The 15907-nt window shown below is 67.2% G+C and carries 12 protein-coding genes; 1 reads left to right on the forward strand and 11 read right to left on the reverse strand.

The genetic code is table 11. From position 1 onward, the window contains the following. The 10 genes from ABG80_RS15030 to ABG80_RS15075 form a co-directional block, all read right to left on the reverse strand. A complete protein-coding gene (locus tag ABG80_RS15030) occupies positions 1–2226 on the reverse strand; it encodes a TonB-dependent receptor (protein WP_058088433.1) in 2226 nt (741 codons plus the stop codon). Positions 2227–2834: 608 nt separating this feature from the next. After that, positions 2835–3803: a TerC family protein gene (locus ABG80_RS15035; RefSeq protein WP_058088434.1), complete on the reverse strand. Its 969-nt coding sequence runs from the start codon at positions 3801–3803 to the stop codon at positions 2835–2837. Positions 3804–4064: 261 nt separating this feature from the next. Further along, a complete protein-coding gene (locus ABG80_RS15040; RefSeq protein WP_058088435.1) occupies positions 4065–4871 on the reverse strand; it encodes a heme ABC transporter ATP-binding protein in 807 nt (268 codons plus the stop codon). A 25-nt stretch (positions 4872–4896) separates the two neighbouring features. Further along, positions 4897–6021, reverse strand: coding sequence for a FecCD family ABC transporter permease (locus ABG80_RS15045; RefSeq protein ID WP_058088436.1), 1125 nt, complete (start codon positions 6019–6021; stop codon positions 4897–4899). Continuing rightward, positions 6018–6962, reverse strand: coding sequence for a heme/hemin ABC transporter substrate-binding protein (locus tag ABG80_RS15050; RefSeq protein WP_058088437.1), 945 nt, complete (start codon positions 6960–6962; stop codon positions 6018–6020). Before ABG80_RS15050 ends, ABG80_RS15045 begins: the two co-directional genes overlap by 4 nt. Continuing rightward, a complete protein-coding gene (locus tag ABG80_RS15055; protein WP_058088438.1) occupies positions 6959–8086 on the reverse strand; it encodes a hemin-degrading factor in 1128 nt (375 codons plus the stop codon). The genes ABG80_RS15050 and ABG80_RS15055 overlap by 4 nt, the downstream gene beginning before the upstream one ends. A gap of 36 nt (positions 8087–8122) precedes the next feature. Continuing rightward, on the reverse strand, positions 8123–10426 hold the full coding sequence (locus ABG80_RS15060) for a TonB-dependent receptor plug domain-containing protein (protein ID WP_152987644.1): 2304 nt from the start codon (positions 10424–10426) through the stop codon (positions 8123–8125). A gap of 56 nt (positions 10427–10482) precedes the next feature. Beyond that, positions 10483–11184, reverse strand: a complete 702-nt coding sequence (locus tag ABG80_RS15065) for a PEP-CTERM sorting domain-containing protein (protein ID WP_058088440.1) — start codon at positions 11182–11184, stop codon at positions 10483–10485. A gap of 107 nt (positions 11185–11291) precedes the next feature. Next, complete coding sequence (locus ABG80_RS15070) at positions 11292–11513, reverse strand: hypothetical protein (protein WP_058088441.1); 222 nt, start codon at positions 11511–11513, stop codon at positions 11292–11294. A gap of 134 nt (positions 11514–11647) precedes the next feature. Then, positions 11648–13324 (reverse strand): M48 family metalloprotease, encoded by a 1677-nt coding sequence (locus ABG80_RS15075; protein ID WP_083506143.1) that lies wholly within the window; start codon positions 13322–13324, stop codon positions 11648–11650. 120 nt (positions 13325–13444) lie between these two features. On the opposite strand from ABG80_RS15075, the gene moaC reads away from it, so the two are divergent. Next, on the forward strand, positions 13445–13930 hold the full coding sequence (moaC, locus tag ABG80_RS15080; RefSeq protein WP_058088442.1) for a cyclic pyranopterin monophosphate synthase MoaC: 486 nt from the start codon (positions 13445–13447) through the stop codon (positions 13928–13930). A 54-nt stretch (positions 13931–13984) separates the two neighbouring features. On the opposite strand, the gene ABG80_RS15085 is transcribed toward moaC, so the two are convergent. Continuing rightward, positions 13985–15829 (reverse strand): PglL family O-oligosaccharyltransferase, encoded by a 1845-nt coding sequence (locus ABG80_RS15085; RefSeq protein WP_058088443.1) that lies wholly within the window; start codon positions 15827–15829, stop codon positions 13985–13987. Positions 15830–15907: the final 78 nt, after the last annotated feature.

Here is a 15907-nt window from a genome sequence, read left to right on the forward strand (position 1 = left end):
TCAGAACTTCGCTGTCAGCGTGACTTGCACCAGTCGACCTGCACCCGGCACGTAGTGGCCACGATAGACCTGATCGGCGTAGAGCTTGTTGGCGATGTTGGTGACGTTGGCCTTGATCGAATAGGCCTGGCTGGGTGTGTATTCGGCCATCAGGTCCACGGTGCCGTAGCCCGGCGCATAGAACTGTTGTCCGCCGTTGGCCGTGCCGACGTCTGCCGGCGATTGCTTGGTGCGGAAGTTCACGCCCAGACCGGCGCGCCACTTGGGCAGGAACTTGTAGGTGTTCCAGATGGTGCCGCTGTGGCGAGGCGTCAGGCCAGGGCGGTCGCCCTTGCGGTTGCCGAAGGACGTGGCGGACTTCTCGTCCACTTCTGCTTCAGGGATCCAGGTGTAGGAGCCGTAGATTTCCCATTCGTCGGTGATCTGGCCGGTGATGTCCATGTCAAAGCCCATGGCGTGGCGCTTGCCGGAGAGTTCGAACTGCGTGGCGGCGCTGTCGACGTCGGTGTTGCGCTCATGAAGCTTGGTGGCGCGGAACAGGGCCAGTCGGGTGCTCATGCGGCCATCTTCGGAGTCGAGCTTGGCGCCCAATTCGAGGTTCTGGCTGGACTCTGGCGGCACGTTGACGCTCAGGGGCGAGTACGAATAGGTGTCGCCCGAGGTGTTGAACGAGGTGCCGTAAGAGAAGTGATACGACTGCAGGGCATTAGGCTGGAACAGGACGCCCAGGCGCTTGCTGAGCTTGTCGATGCTCTGCTTGTACTTGGCGCTTGGCAGGTTCGCGGCGTTGCTGGTGTTGTAGACGGTGTAGTTGCCGTTGAAGTAGTCGTAGCGCAGGCCGCCCAGCAGCTTCCACATCGGCGCGATGTGGACGAGGTCCTGCACGTAGACGCCCAGGCCTTCGGCGGTGAATTCGTTGCCGCGACGCAGGATGCGGCGGCTCTCGTCGATCCAGGCGCCATCGTCCGGGTTGCCCGCGGTGATGTTCGGCTTGCCGAGGGTGATGCCACCGTTGTTGCCGTTCGGTGCGGCCGTCACCTGGCGCTTCTCGCGCGAGAAGTCCACGCCGGTGGTGATCTCGTTCTTCAGGCCCAGGATCTGGTGCTTGCCGGTGTAGTCGCTCTGTGCCTGCAGCACGTCGACCTTCTGGATCTTCAACACGCTGCCGCGGGTGAACACCGTGTTGTTGCTGAAATTGCCCAGGTCCGTCCCCGACCCGTTGGGGAACCGGATCGTGCTGGCGCGCTGGTCGCGTTCGAATTCACCTCGGCGGATCACGCTCTTGAGCTCCGAGCCTCCGCCCAGCTTCAGCGTGTTGGTGTAGCTCAGCACCTTGCCTTGGCTCTGCGCAAAGTCGCTGGCCGTGCCGTAGTAGCGGGCCGGGTCCAGCTTGTCGTTGACCGTGTTGTAGGCGGCGGACTGGCTGGCGCTGGGCTTGATCCAGGGCAGGCCGTAGTTGATGCCGTTGTCGTTGTTGATGTAGTACAGGCTCACCAGGTGTTCGACCTTCTTGCCGATGCCTGCACGGTAGGCCAGGGCCAGGCCTTCTTTGTCGATGCTGGAGCCCGCACCGTTGTTGTTGGCGGTGGTGCGCATGGCGTTGATGCGCAAGGCCGAGTCCTCACCGGTCACGATGTTGAAGTCTCCGGTGCCGCGCACGTAGGAGTGGCTGCCCGCCGTGAGCGAGACCTCGTTGGACTTTTCCAGGAAGGGGGTCTTGGTGACCTGGTTGACGGCGCCTCCGGTGGAGCCGCGCCCGAACAGCATCGAGGCGGAGCCGCGCAGCAGCTCGAGCCGGTCGAGGTTGAAGGTGTCGCGGTCGTAGATGGCCGGGTCGCGAACGCCGTCCAGGAAGATGTCGCCGGTTTGCTGCAGCGAGAAGCCGCGCAGGCGGATGTCTTCCTCGCCGCCCTCGGCTGCCATGAAGGTGATGCCCGCAGTCTGGCGAAGCACATCTTTCATCGTGTCGAGGTTGCGGTCAACGATCAGCTTTTCGGTGACCACCGTGATCGATTGCGGGATGTCGCGCAGGGCTTGCTTGCCCTTGCCGATGGTGGTGGTGGTGGCCTGGTAGGTGCTTTTGGCTTCGGGCTTGGGGTCTGCCTTGCCCGTCACAGAAACGGCTGGCAGCGTGGCTTCCGGCGTGGGTGCGCCCTGGTTCTGAGCCACCGAGACCGAGCTCAACAGGCTCAACCCCATGCCTGCGGCGAGGGCGCCCAGCGGCATCACCACGGGGCGAGCTGCGGCTGGTTTGGAGGGGGGGGGACGATCGGGACATGGACGGCTCCGGAAAGGGCGATGCCTGCTTGGGCGGGCAACTGACATGGTTGTTGTGGCAGGTGCGATGGCGCACTCAATAATCTAAATGATAACAATTCGCGATAGCATTGTTAGGGGGTGTTGCTGGCAGCCACCAGAACGCGGGGTTCGGCGCCTGTTGGTCAGGCGAGCACAAGAAGGGGACTGAAAGCGAAACAGGCGCGACCTCTCCCGAAGCCGCGCCTGTCCTTTTCTGTGGTTCAAACAAAAAAGCGTTTGCCGCCAGACCCTGTCTGCCACCTTCTCGGCCCCCACAGCCAATCAGGCGACATCCCCACCACGGTCTGCCCGGCAGGCCTCAGGTCCCGCCGGCTTGTCAGACAAGGTCTGTGCGACAAACGCGTAGCCATATTAACGATAATCATTCGCATTAGCAAGATGCCATGAAGCGCTCATGGGCATGACGGGAACGGGGCTCGCAAGCACGGGGCGAGGCTGTGTGCCGCGCCCACGAAAAAGGGCTCCCCGCAGGGAGCCCTTGTCGCGGCCGAGGCCGCTGGCGCAACGCGCTGGTGTCAGCCGGCGGTCTTGCTGGCGCCGATCTTGGGCGCGGTCTTGACGCTCCAGATCATCGTGATGGCCAGGATGCCGATCACCACACCCAGCGACACCATCACCGGGATCTTGTAGATGTCGATCAGCATCATCTTCGTGCCGATGAACACCAGGATCACGGCCAGGCCGTAGCTCAGCAGGTGGAACTTGGCGGCCATGGCAGCGAGCAGGAAGTACATCGCACGCAGGCCCAGGATGGCGAAGATGTTCGACGTCAGCACGATGAAGGGGTCGGACGTGATGGCGTAGATGGCGGGGATGGAGTCGACCGCGAAGATCACGTCGGTGAAGCCCACCAGGGCGACGACCAGCAGCAGCGGGGTGGCGACCTTCACGCCGTTCTGCACGGTCCAGAAGTTCTCGCCGTCGAAGTTCTTGCTCACGGGCATGACCTTGCGCAGGAACTTCAGGGCCGGGTTGCCTTCGAGGTCGGGCTCCTTGTCAGCCGCCCACCACATCTTGACGCCGGTGAAGAACAGGAATGCGCCGAAGACGTAGAGGATCCAGTGGAACTGGCTGATCAGCCAGCCGCCCACCAGGATCATCACCGTGCGCAGCACGATGGCGCCGATGATGCCGATCATCAGCACGCGCTTCTGGTAGGCCGGGGGCACCGCGAAGTACGTGAAGATCATCAGGAAGACGAAGATGTTGTCCACCGCCAGCGACTTCTCGATGAGGTAGCCTGTGAGGAACTCGAGCGCCTTGGTGTTGGCCACCGCCGTGCCCAGCTCTTGCTGGTAGGCCCACCACAGCAGGCCGTTGAAGGCGAACGACAAGGCCACCCAGATGGCGGACCACTTGATGGCTTCGGGGACGGTGACCTCGTGGGCGCCCTGTTTTTTCAGGACGACGAAGTCGACGAAGAGCGCCACGATGACGATGGCGACAAAGATGACCCACAGCCAGGTGGGAACGGTGCTGAACATGCAGTTGACTCCGGTGAACAAACATCACGCGGCCCTGGACGAGGGCCGCGCGCCTGTGCACCGAAAGGTCTTGCGAGGCGGGCCTGGCGGCCTGCCGTGTCACCCGGGTCAGGGACCATTGCGGCCCCCGCCGTACTGACGGGTCGACACCAACCGGGTGAGCGGAGAGCTACTCCCCCTTCGGACCTGCGAAGTTTACACAGGCCGAGCAAGCCCTGGCGAGTTTTGTGGGCATTGAGGTGAAGGGAGAGGCGATCGTGCTCAATCCGTCACGGCCGAGGCCATGGCGGACAGCGCCAGCCAGCTGCCAGGCTGACCGGGGCGGGGCAGGCGTTCGCACAGCACGCCCCAAATGCGCTGGATCAGCGTGGGTTGCAGCACCTCGTCGCAGCGCCCCATGGTGTCGAGTCGGCCGTCGCGCAGCACCAGGGCCTGGTCGGCGTAGGCCTCGGCCAGGTTGAGGTCGTGCAGCACGACGAGCACGCCGTGTCCCTGTGCTGCCAGCTGACGCATCAGCCTCATCACGCTGTGCTGGTGGGCCAGGTCGAGCGCGGCGGTGGGTTCATCCAGCATCAGCCAGCGGGGCGTGTTGTCATCTGGGTGCGGCGTGACCTGGGCCAGCACGCGTGCCAGCTGCACACGCGCCTTTTCGCCGCCAGACAGGCCCGCGTGCAGGCGGTCGATCAGGTGCAGGGCACCGACGGTGTCCAGGCATTGCTCGACCAGCTCGCCTTCGAGCGGATGCGGGCAATGGGCATGCGGGTGGCGGCCCATGCGCACGATGTCACGCACGCTGAAGTCAAAAGGCACCTGAAGCTCTTGAGAGAGCAAGGCGCGGTGGCGGGCGAGCTCGACCGTGTCCCATTCGGACAGCAGCCGGCCGTTCAGGTGCACGCGCCTGGCGCTGCCGCCTTCCAGCCCGCAAAGGGCGTGCATGAAGGTGGACTTGCCCGCGCCATTGGGGCCGAGCACGGCGTGCACCAGGCCGGCTTGCAGTTGCACGAAGGGCACGTCGAGCACGCGGCGATCGCCGTGGCGCACCAGCAGGTCGTGGGCAGACAGGCTCATCTCAGGCTCCTTGTGTCAGGCGATTTCAAAACGAAGCAGAACGGTGGGCGCGCCCCCGCAGCAACCACAGGAAGGTGGGCGCACCAATCAAGCCGGTGAGCACGCCCAGTGGCATCTCGGCCGGCGCCAGCGCCGTGCGCGCGGCGGTGTCGGCCAGCAGCACCAGGCTGGCACCCAGCAAGGCCGAGCCCGGCAGCACCGCGCGGTGCGATGGGCCGCACAGCAGCCGCACCAGGTGCGGCGCGAGCAGCCCGATGAAGCCCACCATGCCGATGACCGCGGTGACGGCGGCCACGGCCAGCGCGGCCAGGGTCACGCAGCGGCGCTGCAGCGAGGCCACGTTGACGCCCGACAGCGTGGCCTGCGCTTCACCGAGCGACAGCGCGTCGAGCGGTGCGGCCAGGCGGGGAGCCAGCACACATGCCCCCAGCACCGCCGGCAGCACGCAGGCCACGGCCAGCCAGTGGCTGGGCGCCAGGCTGCCCAGCATCCAGAAGGTCAGGGCGCGCAATTGGGTGTCGGTGGCGAAGTGGGTCAGCAGGCCCAGCGCCGAGCCCGCCAGGGCGTTGACGGCCACACCCACCAGCAGCAAGCGCGTGACGGCGACATGGCCATGCTGGCGTGCCAGCCGCCAGACGATGGCGGTGGTCAGCAGGGCCAGCGCGAAGGCGCCCAGCATGGTGCCGCTCACGCCCAACCAGCCCGTGTGAAAGCCCGCCACCGTCCAGCCTGCCAGCGGCAGCAGCACGATGAAAGCGGCGGCCCCCAGCGCGGCACCGGCCTGCACACCGATGAGGCCCGGGTCGGCCAGCGGGTTGCGGAACAGGCCCTGCACCATGGCGCCCGAGACGCCCAGCGCCGCGCCGGCCAGCAGGCCCATGGCCAGGCGCGGGGCGCGGATGTGCCAGAACACCTCGGTACCCGAGACATCGCCCACCTGGCCGCTGCCCCACTGCAGCGCGTCGCGCCAGCCCAGTGCAAAGGGGCCGTTGCTGGCGGCCACGAGCAGGCTGATCAAGAGCAGCGTGCCCGCGCTCAACAGCGTCATGTGGGCGGACAGCAAACGGCCCGGTGCCGCACGCCAGCGCCGGGCCACTTGCCCGGTTGCCGAAGGCGCGCTGGCGGGTGTCGACGGCAGCACGGCGCTCATGCCAACCCCTGCTGCAACGCTTGCAGCGTTTCAGGCATGCGCGGCCCGAAGCCCAGCAGCGCCATGGTGTCGAAGCTGAGCACGCGTTGCTGGCGGCCGGCCGGTGTCAGGGCCAGGCCGGGCAGTTGCCAGAATTTTTGCAGGCCACCCAATGCGCTCACCGATTCCTGCGTGGTCACGATCCAGTCCGGGCGCGCCTGCACGGCGCTTTCGGCGTTGAGTGAGCGCCAGCCTTGCACCTCGGCCATGGTGTTGCGAGCGCCGGCGTAGGCCAGCATGGCGTGGGCACCGGTGTCGGCTCCCGCCAGCATCGCAGCCGGTCCGTGGGCCATGATGAACAGCACACGCGGACCGGTGCTGCCGGAAGCTGCGGCATTGCGACGCGCGACCCTTTGCTGCGTTGCCTGCCAGCGGTTTTGCAGGTCGGCCGTCAAGGCTTGCGCAGCAGATGGCCGCCGCGTGGCTTCACCCACCAGCTTGACCTTCTCGATCAGGTCCTCGAATCGGTGCTTGACGCTCACCAGCTGCAGCGGCACCCCGGCCTGTCGCAGCTGCGCCAGCACCGCAGGTGGGCCGGCCTCGTCGGTGCCGAGCACGGCGTTCGGCTTGAGCGACAGCAGGCCCTCGGCCGAGAGTTGGCGCAGGTAGCCGACCTTGGGTGTTTGGCTGGCTGCAGCCGGGTGGGTGCTCGTGGTGTCGGTGCCCACCAGCATGTGCTGGGCTCCCAGCAGGTAGACCACCTCGGTCAGGCTGCCGTGGATGCAGACCAGGCGCGGCTCGGCGGATGCCTCACGTGGTGGTGTTGCCGCGAAGGCCTGTCCCGTCACGCCCCAAGGCATGGGCAGTGTCGCGATCCCGCCCAGCCCACCGATGGCTTGCAGCAGGCGGCGACGGTGCATGCCTTCCTCCACACGAGATGGTTGGTCGTCGCGGTGGTTCATGCGGCTTCCTTGTGCGAGCCGGCCGAGCCCAGTGGGCGTTGCGTGTTGGGTGGCGTGCCCCCCACCAGCGAATGCGCCAGCTCGCGCCAGGCTGGCAGCTCAGGCTTGCCCGGTTTGCGTTCGCCAAAGAACATGGCGATGAGTTCGCCGCTTTCATCGAACAGCTCGATCGAAGTCACCGGGCCGTCGTCCGTTGGTTTGCTCACCAGCCAGCTTTCGTGCACGGCGTCGCCGCGCAGGTGCAGGTTGAAGCCTTCGTCGAGCACGTTCAGCCAAGGACCCATGGGCTCGATGCGTTGCACCGCGCCGGTGTGGATCTGGATGCAGCCCGGGTTGCCCACGAAGACCATGATCGGCAGGCCCGAGGTGGCTGCTTCGTTGAGCAGCCAGTCCACCGCCAGCAGCGGCGTGCGGCGCGTGTGCACGCCTTCCATCAGGCGCAGGGCCTGGCGGCGACCGACCTGAAAGCGCTTGAGCAGCTCGAAGAACTCGTGCGTGTCGTGCATGGCCGACCAGGCTTCACCCAGGCCCAGGCAGTCGATCTCGCTGTCGGGTCGGTCGGTGGGCGGCGTGACGCGGCCGGGTGTGAAGCTCACGTCGCGCGCTGGGTCGGCGTGGCGCTGCACCAGGTCTTCGAGGGCGGGCAGAGATGTTTGCGCTCGGGCATGGACCTTGTGAACGGCCTGGCCATGGCGGTCGAAGAACTGCAGGCTGTGCTGTTCGCCCTTGTCCGTGCGCTCGACGACGTGAAAGCCGGCATGCCAGTGGTTCAGGAACAGGCGCAGGTCGATCTCGGGCCCGATGGCCAGGCCCACCGGGCCCCTGGCACTGACGTTGCGGTACACGCCGACCTTCTCATGCACGATGTGCTCGTTGCGCGTGAGGGCCATGACCGGGCCCACGGCTTCGAGGCCTTGCAGGATGGCGACCCAGTCACCGTTCAGTGGCACGGTGGCGAGCAGGCTGTCGGCGCCGGCCTGTGGCGACATCTGGCTCACAGCATGGGCAGCCAGCACCTCGCCTTCCGAGAGTTTGAGGCGTGCCGCGGCGTCGCGTGCCCGCAAGCCTTGAGCGCGAAGCTCGGCGAAGGACGAGCGCAAGGGGTTGAGAGAGGTCTTGGTCATCTTTGGGCTCCATGTCGGTTGCAGGGGAGGGTGGTTTCAGTGGCGTGCCGAGATGGACACGCGCAGGTTGCGGCCAGCACCTTCGACGCCTTCGCTGGCGAAGCCGTTGTCCAGTCGGTAGGTTTCGTTGGCCAGGTTCTCGGCCGCGAGGTCGAGGGTGATGTGCTGGTTGATGCGCCATTGCGCCCAGGCACCCAGCAGTCGGTGGCTGGGTTGACGGCCCGTGCGGGTATGCGTGTTGTCTTGGAAGTACTTGCGTGCCCAGACTTGTTGCCACCGCAGACCGATCTCGCCCCAGGTCTGACGCCAGCCCAGGCTGAGTTGCAGGCGGTCGGCGGGAACGGTCAGCAGGTCGCGTTCGCTCAGGCCGTTGAAGGTGCGGCCTTGCATGCGGTGGCCGCTGAAACGGGCCTGCCAGTCGTGCCATTGCAGGCCACCCTCGAGCTCCAGGCCCCAACGGTGCTCGGTGCCGGGTTGCACGAGCTCACCACTGCCGTCGGTCGAGGCCATCAGGGTTTCGAGCAATTGCTCGGTTCGGTCGTTGAAGGCCGTGAGCTTGGCGTCGAAGGCACTGCGGGCACCCAGCCCGAGCACACCGCGCTGGTGGGTCTGCACGCCTGCTTGAACGGAGCGAGACAGCTCTGGCTCGTAGAAGTTGGCGCAGATGCCGCTGCTGGGGGCCACGCGGGCGGTGGCGCTGTAGCCGGGAACGCGGACCCCGTCTCCGTTTGTGCGCAACAGGCTGAGGTTGTTGCAACGGCCATAGCTGGATTTGGCGAAGGCCTCGTCGAGCAAGGGCGGGCGGAATGCGCGAGCCACCGTGCCGAACACGGTCCAGCCTTGCGGGGCCCAGCTGTGCGAGAGGGTGAAACTGGGCGAAGCCCTCTGCGCGGTGATCGTGTCGGGCTGCCCTGCCGCGAGCAAGGCCGTGGCGTTGGCGCCGACCACGCGGGTCGTGAAGCGGTCCCAGCGGATGCCTGGCAAGGCTTGCCAACCGCCTCGTTTCACGTCGAGCTGCAGGTAGCCACCGATGCGATCTTGTGAGCCGGACGGCTGGGCGGGGTTGTAGCCATCGGCGTACTGAGGGTTGGCGTTGCTGGTGGCGCGGCGCGAGGTGCGTTCGCTGTTGCCACCTTGCAAGCCCATGTGCAGGCTCATGCGCCATGGGTTCGTGTCGGTGGAATCAGTCCCCGCAGCGGATGCCGCATCGCCTGACAGGGGCGGGCCCATCAAAGGCAGGGTGGCGCGCGTGTCGTAGGTGGTGTGCTGGTGATCGACGTCGTCATCGACCGTGCCCAAAGCGCTGAAGACGGACCACTTTTCCTCCATGTGATCGCGCACGCGTGTCTGGCTGCGGCCCAAGGTGGCCTGCCATTGAGCGCCACTGGCTTCGTCGGCCCACTTCGTCTGCACAGAGATGGTGTCGTCGTCGATGCGGCGTTGCACCTTGCCGAATGCGCCCGGGTCGCCGCCCGTTGTGTCATAAGGTTGCAGACCCTGATCCTGGTAGCGAACCCAGCTCAGCGCGGCCTTCCACTGGTCGGTCAGCCACCAGCTGCTTTTGACGAGGCTGCTGCCGGCATCGGTGTCGGAGAGTTCAAGCCGCTCGCCATCAGGGCGGCGGATGTCGTTGCTCTGGCGGCGCGATTGCGCGACCACGAGGTCGGTGCGTTCGCTGGGGCGACCATAGACGGCCACGAAGGCCTGCGTCTCGTCGTTGTTGCTGGCGTGGCCGATGCGCGTGCGTGCGCCCCATCGCTGGCCGGGTCGAAGCAGGTCGGCGGCATCTCGCGTCTGAGCGCTCACGGTGCCGCCCAGAGCGCCTGCCGGGCTCTCGACCTGGGCGCCTCGGCGGACCTCGATGGACTTGAGCAGCTCCGGCTCGATGAAGGTGCCGCCGAAGCGGTATTTCTCGAAGCCTTTGCCGACGCCGTCGAGCTCGATGCGCACGTCCTCGCCGTCGGTGTAGCCGCGGATGTTGAAGCCCATGCCGCTGCTGCGCGGCCCGCCTTGCACGGCCACGCCGGGCACCTCGTCGAGCACCTCGAACACCGAATCAGGCTGGCGCTGGCGCAGCACCGACTCCCCGATCGTCGTTGTCGATCGCGTGGTGTCGGCCTGCACAGCGGGCCGCTGACGCGTGGCTTGCACGCGCACTTCGGGCAACACGGTCATGTCGGACTCGAACTTGGGCTCAGGGAGTTGGGCGGGCGCAGGGGGCGCGGGCGCGGCGCCGTCCTCGGCTGCGAGGGCCGCGCCGCACAAGGCGAGCAACCAGCAACCGGTGGCGGCGACCGCCGACCGGCGCTGGCGCCAGGAACGGGGGGTACTGCAAGGCATGGCCAATCACAGGCCGCGTCGGCGCGACCTGTGTCCTTCATTGCTGTGTCACGTGGTCAGCGGACCTGACGGCGGCGGCGAACCATGGCCATGGCACCCAGGCCGGCGCCGAGCAAGGCCCAGGCCTGGGGTTCGGGCACGGCGGTCTGCACCGCGTAAACCGCCACCTGGTCCAGGCTCATGTGAGCGGCCGTGGCACCGAAGTTGAAGACCCAGTCGCCTGTGCCGGCCAGGGTCCACTTCCACAGGCTTTCCTGCTCGGCGCCACCAAAGCCGCCGGTGATGGCGTTGTCGTAGGTCAGCACGCGGGTGGCGCTCACGCCGTTGAGCGTGGCCTCTTCCAACGCGATCGAGCCTTGGGTGCCCACGCGCAGGTAGACCTCCCACAGGCCGGTGGTCGAGCCAGCCAGGTCAACCTGGAAGCTGGTCGGGCCGCCCAGGCCATAGATGTTGCCGCCGCTGGTCGGGAAGGCGCCGCCGGTCAGCTCGGTCAGCGTGCCAGCGCCGGCGATGTCGGGCGTGTTGTCCGTCGGGTAGCTCAGGATCACGTTCCACTCGGCGTAGCTGCTGCCGGCGTCGGGGGTGGCGATCCAGGCGTTGGCGCTGTTGCTGCCGTTGCCGCTGTGACCCAATGCGGCGGAGTCCCAGACACCAGCGGTGGCGTGGGCGCTGCCTTGTGCGGCCATCAAGGCCATGGCGGCGAGGGCCAGCGAGCGCAAGGACGAAGGGATGGACTGGGAGAAGTGAGAAAGGTGCATGTCAACCTCGGAGGGAGGAAATCAACAGCGTTCCTTCCCCACGAAGGCAACACGTCAGGATGGCGATGATTCAGTCGGGGACGGGCCCCACCCAGGACGCCTTGTCCTCAGGCAGCTTCGTGCGCGCCCGGGCTCGAACCCGGGTGGTTCACCACGAAGCGGTACTGCTTGCCGCAATCGACGATGACCTCTTTCTGGCCTTTCTTGAGCAGCCGCACATCCACCTTGATCGAGCCGTAGCCATCGTGGGCGATCACCTCGTCCAGCAACTGGAGCAGGCGGGCCTTGACGGGGGCAACGGACGGGGTAGAAGGGCTGCGATCGGACATGGAGGCTTTTCGTTTGCGACAGTCAGCATCTTAATGAGAATTATTCGCAAATGAATGATGCCCCCTTCAAACCCGGGGGCTTGCCGCCTGATCGGTTCTGCAGGGCCGACTGCACCGCCAGGTGCCGCGTCGACTCAGCGGCCGCCGTCTTCGCGCATGTCCTCGCGCAACTGGCGCTGCCAATCCTTGAGCCGCGCGTCGAGCACGCTCAGCTCGACGATGGCCGCCGCATCCGGTTGGCGGAAACGTTTGCGCCCGCCTTCTGCTCGGTCGATGGCGCCGGGCAGGTCGCCCTCCGCTGCGGCGGCCTCGGCTTCGGCGCGCACCGCGCGAATCGGCTGGCCGAGTTGTTGCCACAGGCTGGCCAGCAGCGACCAGGCCGTGCTGTCGTGCGGGTGCACGCTCAGGTGCGTCTGCAGGCGAGCGGCGGCGTCTGACCAGGCGGCGTTGCGTTCGCTCGATGGTGGCAAGGCCAGCGCCAGGCGCGACGCGTAGATGAGTTCCGGGCGCGCCGACAGCTTCACGACCGATGGCCGACCTGGGCCCATCAGCTCACGCAGGCTGGCGGCCGCAGCGTCGTGCTGCTGGGCCAGCAATTGACCTTCGATGGCGCTGATGAGCAGCACGCGTTGCGCCAGAGCCTGTTGACCAGCGGGCAGCTGCGGCAGCAGCGAGCGGGCTTCACTCAGCGCTTGAGCCGCTCGCGCATGACCGTTGCTGCGCTGCCAGGTCACGGCGCGCGTGTAGTGGGCGGCGATGGCATCGAGCGGTGAGGCGTCAGGAGGCGGGCGCAGGTTGCCGAGTGCCTCCAGCGCCACGCTGCGCGTGTCCATCAGGACCCTGGCGCGCGCCGCCATTAGCACATGCCAGGCCCATTGTTCGCTGGCGTCGGGTCGCAGCGCAGCACGCGTGTCCCATGATTTCGCCCCCAGGCGGGCGCGCGCCTCGCCGATGCGCTCGGTGGTCAGGGGGTGGGTTCGCAGGTAGGGAAAACTGCCGTCGTCATTGAGGCGCGAGGCTTGCTGCAGCGTCTCGAACATCAAAGCCATGCCGCTGTCGCGAAAGCCGGCCTCCGACAGCAGGCCAAAACCAACGCGGTCGGCCTCGCGCTCCATGTCCCGCGAGAAGTTGAGCTGGCCCTGGATGGCTGCCGCCTGTCCCCCGTAGATCAGCGCTTGCGCTGCGGCCGGGTTGGCACTGGCGGCCAGCACGCCGAGCAACAAGCTGGCGATGCCGATCCAGGAGGTGCGGCTTTGTTGCCCGATCATGCGCGCGATGTGCCGCTGCGTCACGTGCGACAGCTCGTGCGCCAGCACCGATGCGAGCTCGTCCGGCGTGCGCGTGACGGCCAACAGGCCCAGGTGCACCCCGATGTAGCCGCCCGGCAGCGCGAAGGCGTTGACGCTTCGGTCCTTGACCAGGAACGCGTCCCAGGCCAGCACCTGATCGAGCTCGGCTGTGATCTCGCCCCGCTGCCGAGCGGCCAGCAGCAAGCGCTGCCAGACCTGGTCGATGTACTCGAGCACCAGCGGATCGTCGATCACCGCCGGGTCGCCCAGGATGGCGCGCATGATGCGATCACCCAGTTTGCGTTCGGCCGCAGGCGAGAGCGCCTGCGCGCTGCTGTCACCCAGCGCTGGCAGCGAGATGACGGGGGCTGGCGTGTAAGGCTCGGTGTGGGCGAATCCGGGGGGGGGCGCGAGCAGGCTGGCGCACACCGCCGAAAGGATCAGCCGACGGCCATGGGCCGACCAAGTTGAAAAGGCCTTCGGGGCGGCCTTCGAGCGCGAGGGCTTCGGGGACAATCGCACGGTCTCTCAAGATCACGGTGAGCGAGGCGCACAGTATGCGTCCGTGCGCGCGCCAGCCCGGCGCCTTCACCCAACTTGACACCCCTGTCACCGCCTCGTCACCTGTCAGGCCCCGACCCCATGAGCGAACTCACCCACTTCGATGCCCACGGCCAGGCCCACATGGTCGATGTCTCAGCCAAGGTGCCCACCGTGCGCGTGGCGGTGGCCGAAGGCCGAATCCGGATGCAGCCCGGTACCCTGGCCCTCATCAAAGAAGGGCGTGCTGGCAAGGGCGATGTGCTGGGCGTGGCCCGCATCGCGGCCATCCAGGGCGCCAAGCGCACCTCGGACCTCATCCCCTTGTGCCACCCTCTGCCGCTGTCGAAGGTGGCTGTCGAGTTCGAACTCGAAGAGGCTGCATCCGCCGTGCGGTGCCAGGTGACAGTGCAGACCCTGGGACCCACCGGTGTCGAAATGGAGGCCCTGACCGCTGTGCAGGTGGGCCTGCTGACCATCTACGACATGTGCAAGGCCGCTGAAAAAGGCATGCGCATCACGGACGTGCGTCTGCTGGAAAAGCTGGGCGGCAAGTCCGGCCCCTGGCGCGCCGATGCCGCTGACTGACCAGGCCGCCTGACAACGCCGGCTGGCAGCGGCCTTCTTTCGCGCGCGAGTGGCTCAGGGCTCCATGTCCCGCCAGGTGTAGCGACCTTGTGGCGCATCGCACTGGAAGGGCAGTGGCTCGCCCTTGGTCGCTTCCGCCTCGCACACCTGGAACCACGGTTTGGCTCGGGCGTTGCGGAACTCGCTCAGGCGCTGCGCCACGTAACGCGCGTGGTCCACGCGACCGTGCTCGGCCAGCGAGCGCGCATACGCCATCATCAGCCGGGCGTCGAGCAGGACGTGCGTGGTTCGGCGGAAGGCTTCGGGCGGCAGGCTGGGCTCGTCGTCGTCGGGCAGGTTCACCCAGGCGTAGTCGGCCTGGTGTCCCCACCATGGCATTTGCCGACCGAAATCGATGCGTTCGCGCAGGCCCGCCGGGCAGATGCGGCTCAGCCATTGGGGTTGGTTCGCCGAGGCCTGGGCGCACGGCCTGGGCGCGTAGATGTTGGCTGCCGACTGGTAGTCCAGGGCACACCAAATGCCCAGCGCGGCCATGAGCAGGCCCGCCAGTGCGCCAACGGACGAGGGTTGGTTTGTGCCCGAGCTGGATTCGATCGACGCGGAGGCCCCCGAGCTCGCAGGCTCGGCCCGAGTCGACAGCCCCAGCCCGAAAGCAAAGGCCGTCGGCAGCAGAAAATAGGCGTACCAAAGCGGGTACTCCAGCAGGCTGTGCAGGCCGGCCGCTGCCACCATCACCGCCGCGGCCCCAGCCAGCCCCACCTGGTCGTCAGCCACAGCTCGGTTTGGGCGCACCAGCGTCACGAAGGCCGCCAGGCTCAGCAGCAACAGCAAAACGGCCAGCGGCAGACCGAACTCCACCGCCCACTGCAGCAGGATGTTGTGGGTGTGATCGAAGAAGGCCACCGGTCGGCCAGGGAAGGGCGTCATCGTCCAGGCGAAGTTGAAGCGCCCGTAGCCCACGCCGCTCCACGGTTGCTGCGCGATCAGGCTCAGCACGTTCGACCAGATCCCGAAGCGCGAGCTGGAGATGTCGCTGCCGTCATGCAGGCGGGCCTCGGCCGCGAACGCCACCGACTGATCGGCGTGCGACCACAGCCACATGCCGCCCCAAGCCAGGCCGTACAACACGGGAGCGCCCACCAGGGTCAGGCGCAAGCGCGTGGGCAGCCGCCGATCGAACACGCCCCAGGCGCTCAGCAGCAGCATGGCCAGCATGCCGGTGCGCGACGCCGTGAGCACGATCACGCCGATGAAGGCCGCCAGCCCGGCGCTGGCCAGGCCCACTGACAAGCGCCCCCGCGCGCCCAGCCAGGCCACGCCGACACAGGCGAAAACCATCAGGGTGCTGAAGTGGTTGGGTTGCCTCAGGTTGCCCACCGCGCGGCCGGCCATGGTCGGGATGGCGACCCAGCGGCCGTCTGCCCAACCCGGGTGAAAGACCTGCACCAGCGCCAGCAAGGTGCCAGCGACGCCGGCCACGGCCAAGCCGCCAAAGAAGAAGGCCGACAGCGTGTCGCGCTCGGGGCTGCCGCCGGCCCGCCAGCCTGACCAGGCCGCCAAGGCCGCGGCCAAGGCCATGCCGCCGCCCATCAGACCCAGTCCCAAGGGCAAGGGGCTGAACACGCCCGCCCACAACGCCATGCCTGCCTGGGTGAGCAGCACCGCACAGAGTGCTTGTAAAGCGGTGCGACCTGGCCCCTGCAGCGGGGCATTCGGGCGTCCGCCCAGCCAGCTCAGCCACAGGCCCCAGCCGAGCACGGCCAGCGCCTGGTTGTAGAAGGTCACGGAGGGCGGGTCGTGCGGTGCGACGAGTGTCGGGGCCGCCAGGGCCAGCAGGGCCAGGGCCCAACCACCCACCGGCCAGGTGCCCACGTTGCGGGCAGGGGAAATCGTTGTCATGGCTCGTATTGTCGTGCCATCAAGGGCGCGCATTCGGCCGGGCGCCCAGAGGTGGCTCAGGGTGCAACAACGGCGTTT

Origin of the sequence: Aquabacterium parvum (genome assembly GCF_001447195.1) — a bacterium.
In the GTDB taxonomy this organism is placed as follows: Bacteria; Pseudomonadota; Gammaproteobacteria; order Burkholderiales; family Burkholderiaceae_C; genus Aquabacterium; species Aquabacterium parvum.

Coding starts and splice junctions, on each gene's coding strand:
- ABG80_RS15030 (WP_058088433.1), bottom strand. CDS start 2,226: ATGCCGCTGGGCGCCCTCGCCGCAGGCATGGGGTTGAGCCTGTTGAGC.
- ABG80_RS15035 (WP_058088434.1), bottom strand. CDS start 3,803: ATGTTCAGCACCGTTCCCACCTGGCTGTGGGTCATCTTTGTCGCCATC.
- ABG80_RS15040 (WP_058088435.1), bottom strand. CDS start 4,871: ATGAGCCTGTCTGCCCACGACCTGCTGGTGCGCCACGGCGATCGCCGC.
- ABG80_RS15045 (WP_058088436.1), bottom strand. CDS start 6,021: ATGAGCGCCGTGCTGCCGTCGACACCCGCCAGCGCGCCTTCGGCAACC.
- ABG80_RS15050 (WP_058088437.1), bottom strand. CDS start 6,962: ATGAACCACCGCGACGACCAACCATCTCGTGTGGAGGAAGGCATGCAC.
- ABG80_RS15055 (WP_058088438.1), bottom strand. CDS start 8,086: ATGACCAAGACCTCTCTCAACCCCTTGCGCTCGTCCTTCGCCGAGCTT.
- ABG80_RS15060 (WP_152987644.1), bottom strand. CDS start 10,426: ATGCCTTGCAGTACCCCCCGTTCCTGGCGCCAGCGCCGGTCGGCGGTC.
- ABG80_RS15065 (WP_058088440.1), bottom strand. CDS start 11,184: ATGCACCTTTCTCACTTCTCCCAGTCCATCCCTTCGTCCTTGCGCTCG.
- ABG80_RS15070 (WP_058088441.1), bottom strand. CDS start 11,513: ATGTCCGATCGCAGCCCTTCTACCCCGTCCGTTGCCCCCGTCAAGGCC.
- moaC (WP_058088442.1), top strand. CDS start 13,445: ATGAGCGAACTCACCCACTTCGATGCCCACGGCCAGGCCCACATGGTC.
- ABG80_RS15085 (WP_058088443.1), bottom strand. CDS start 15,829: ATGACAACGATTTCCCCTGCCCGCAACGTGGGCACCTGGCCGGTGGGT.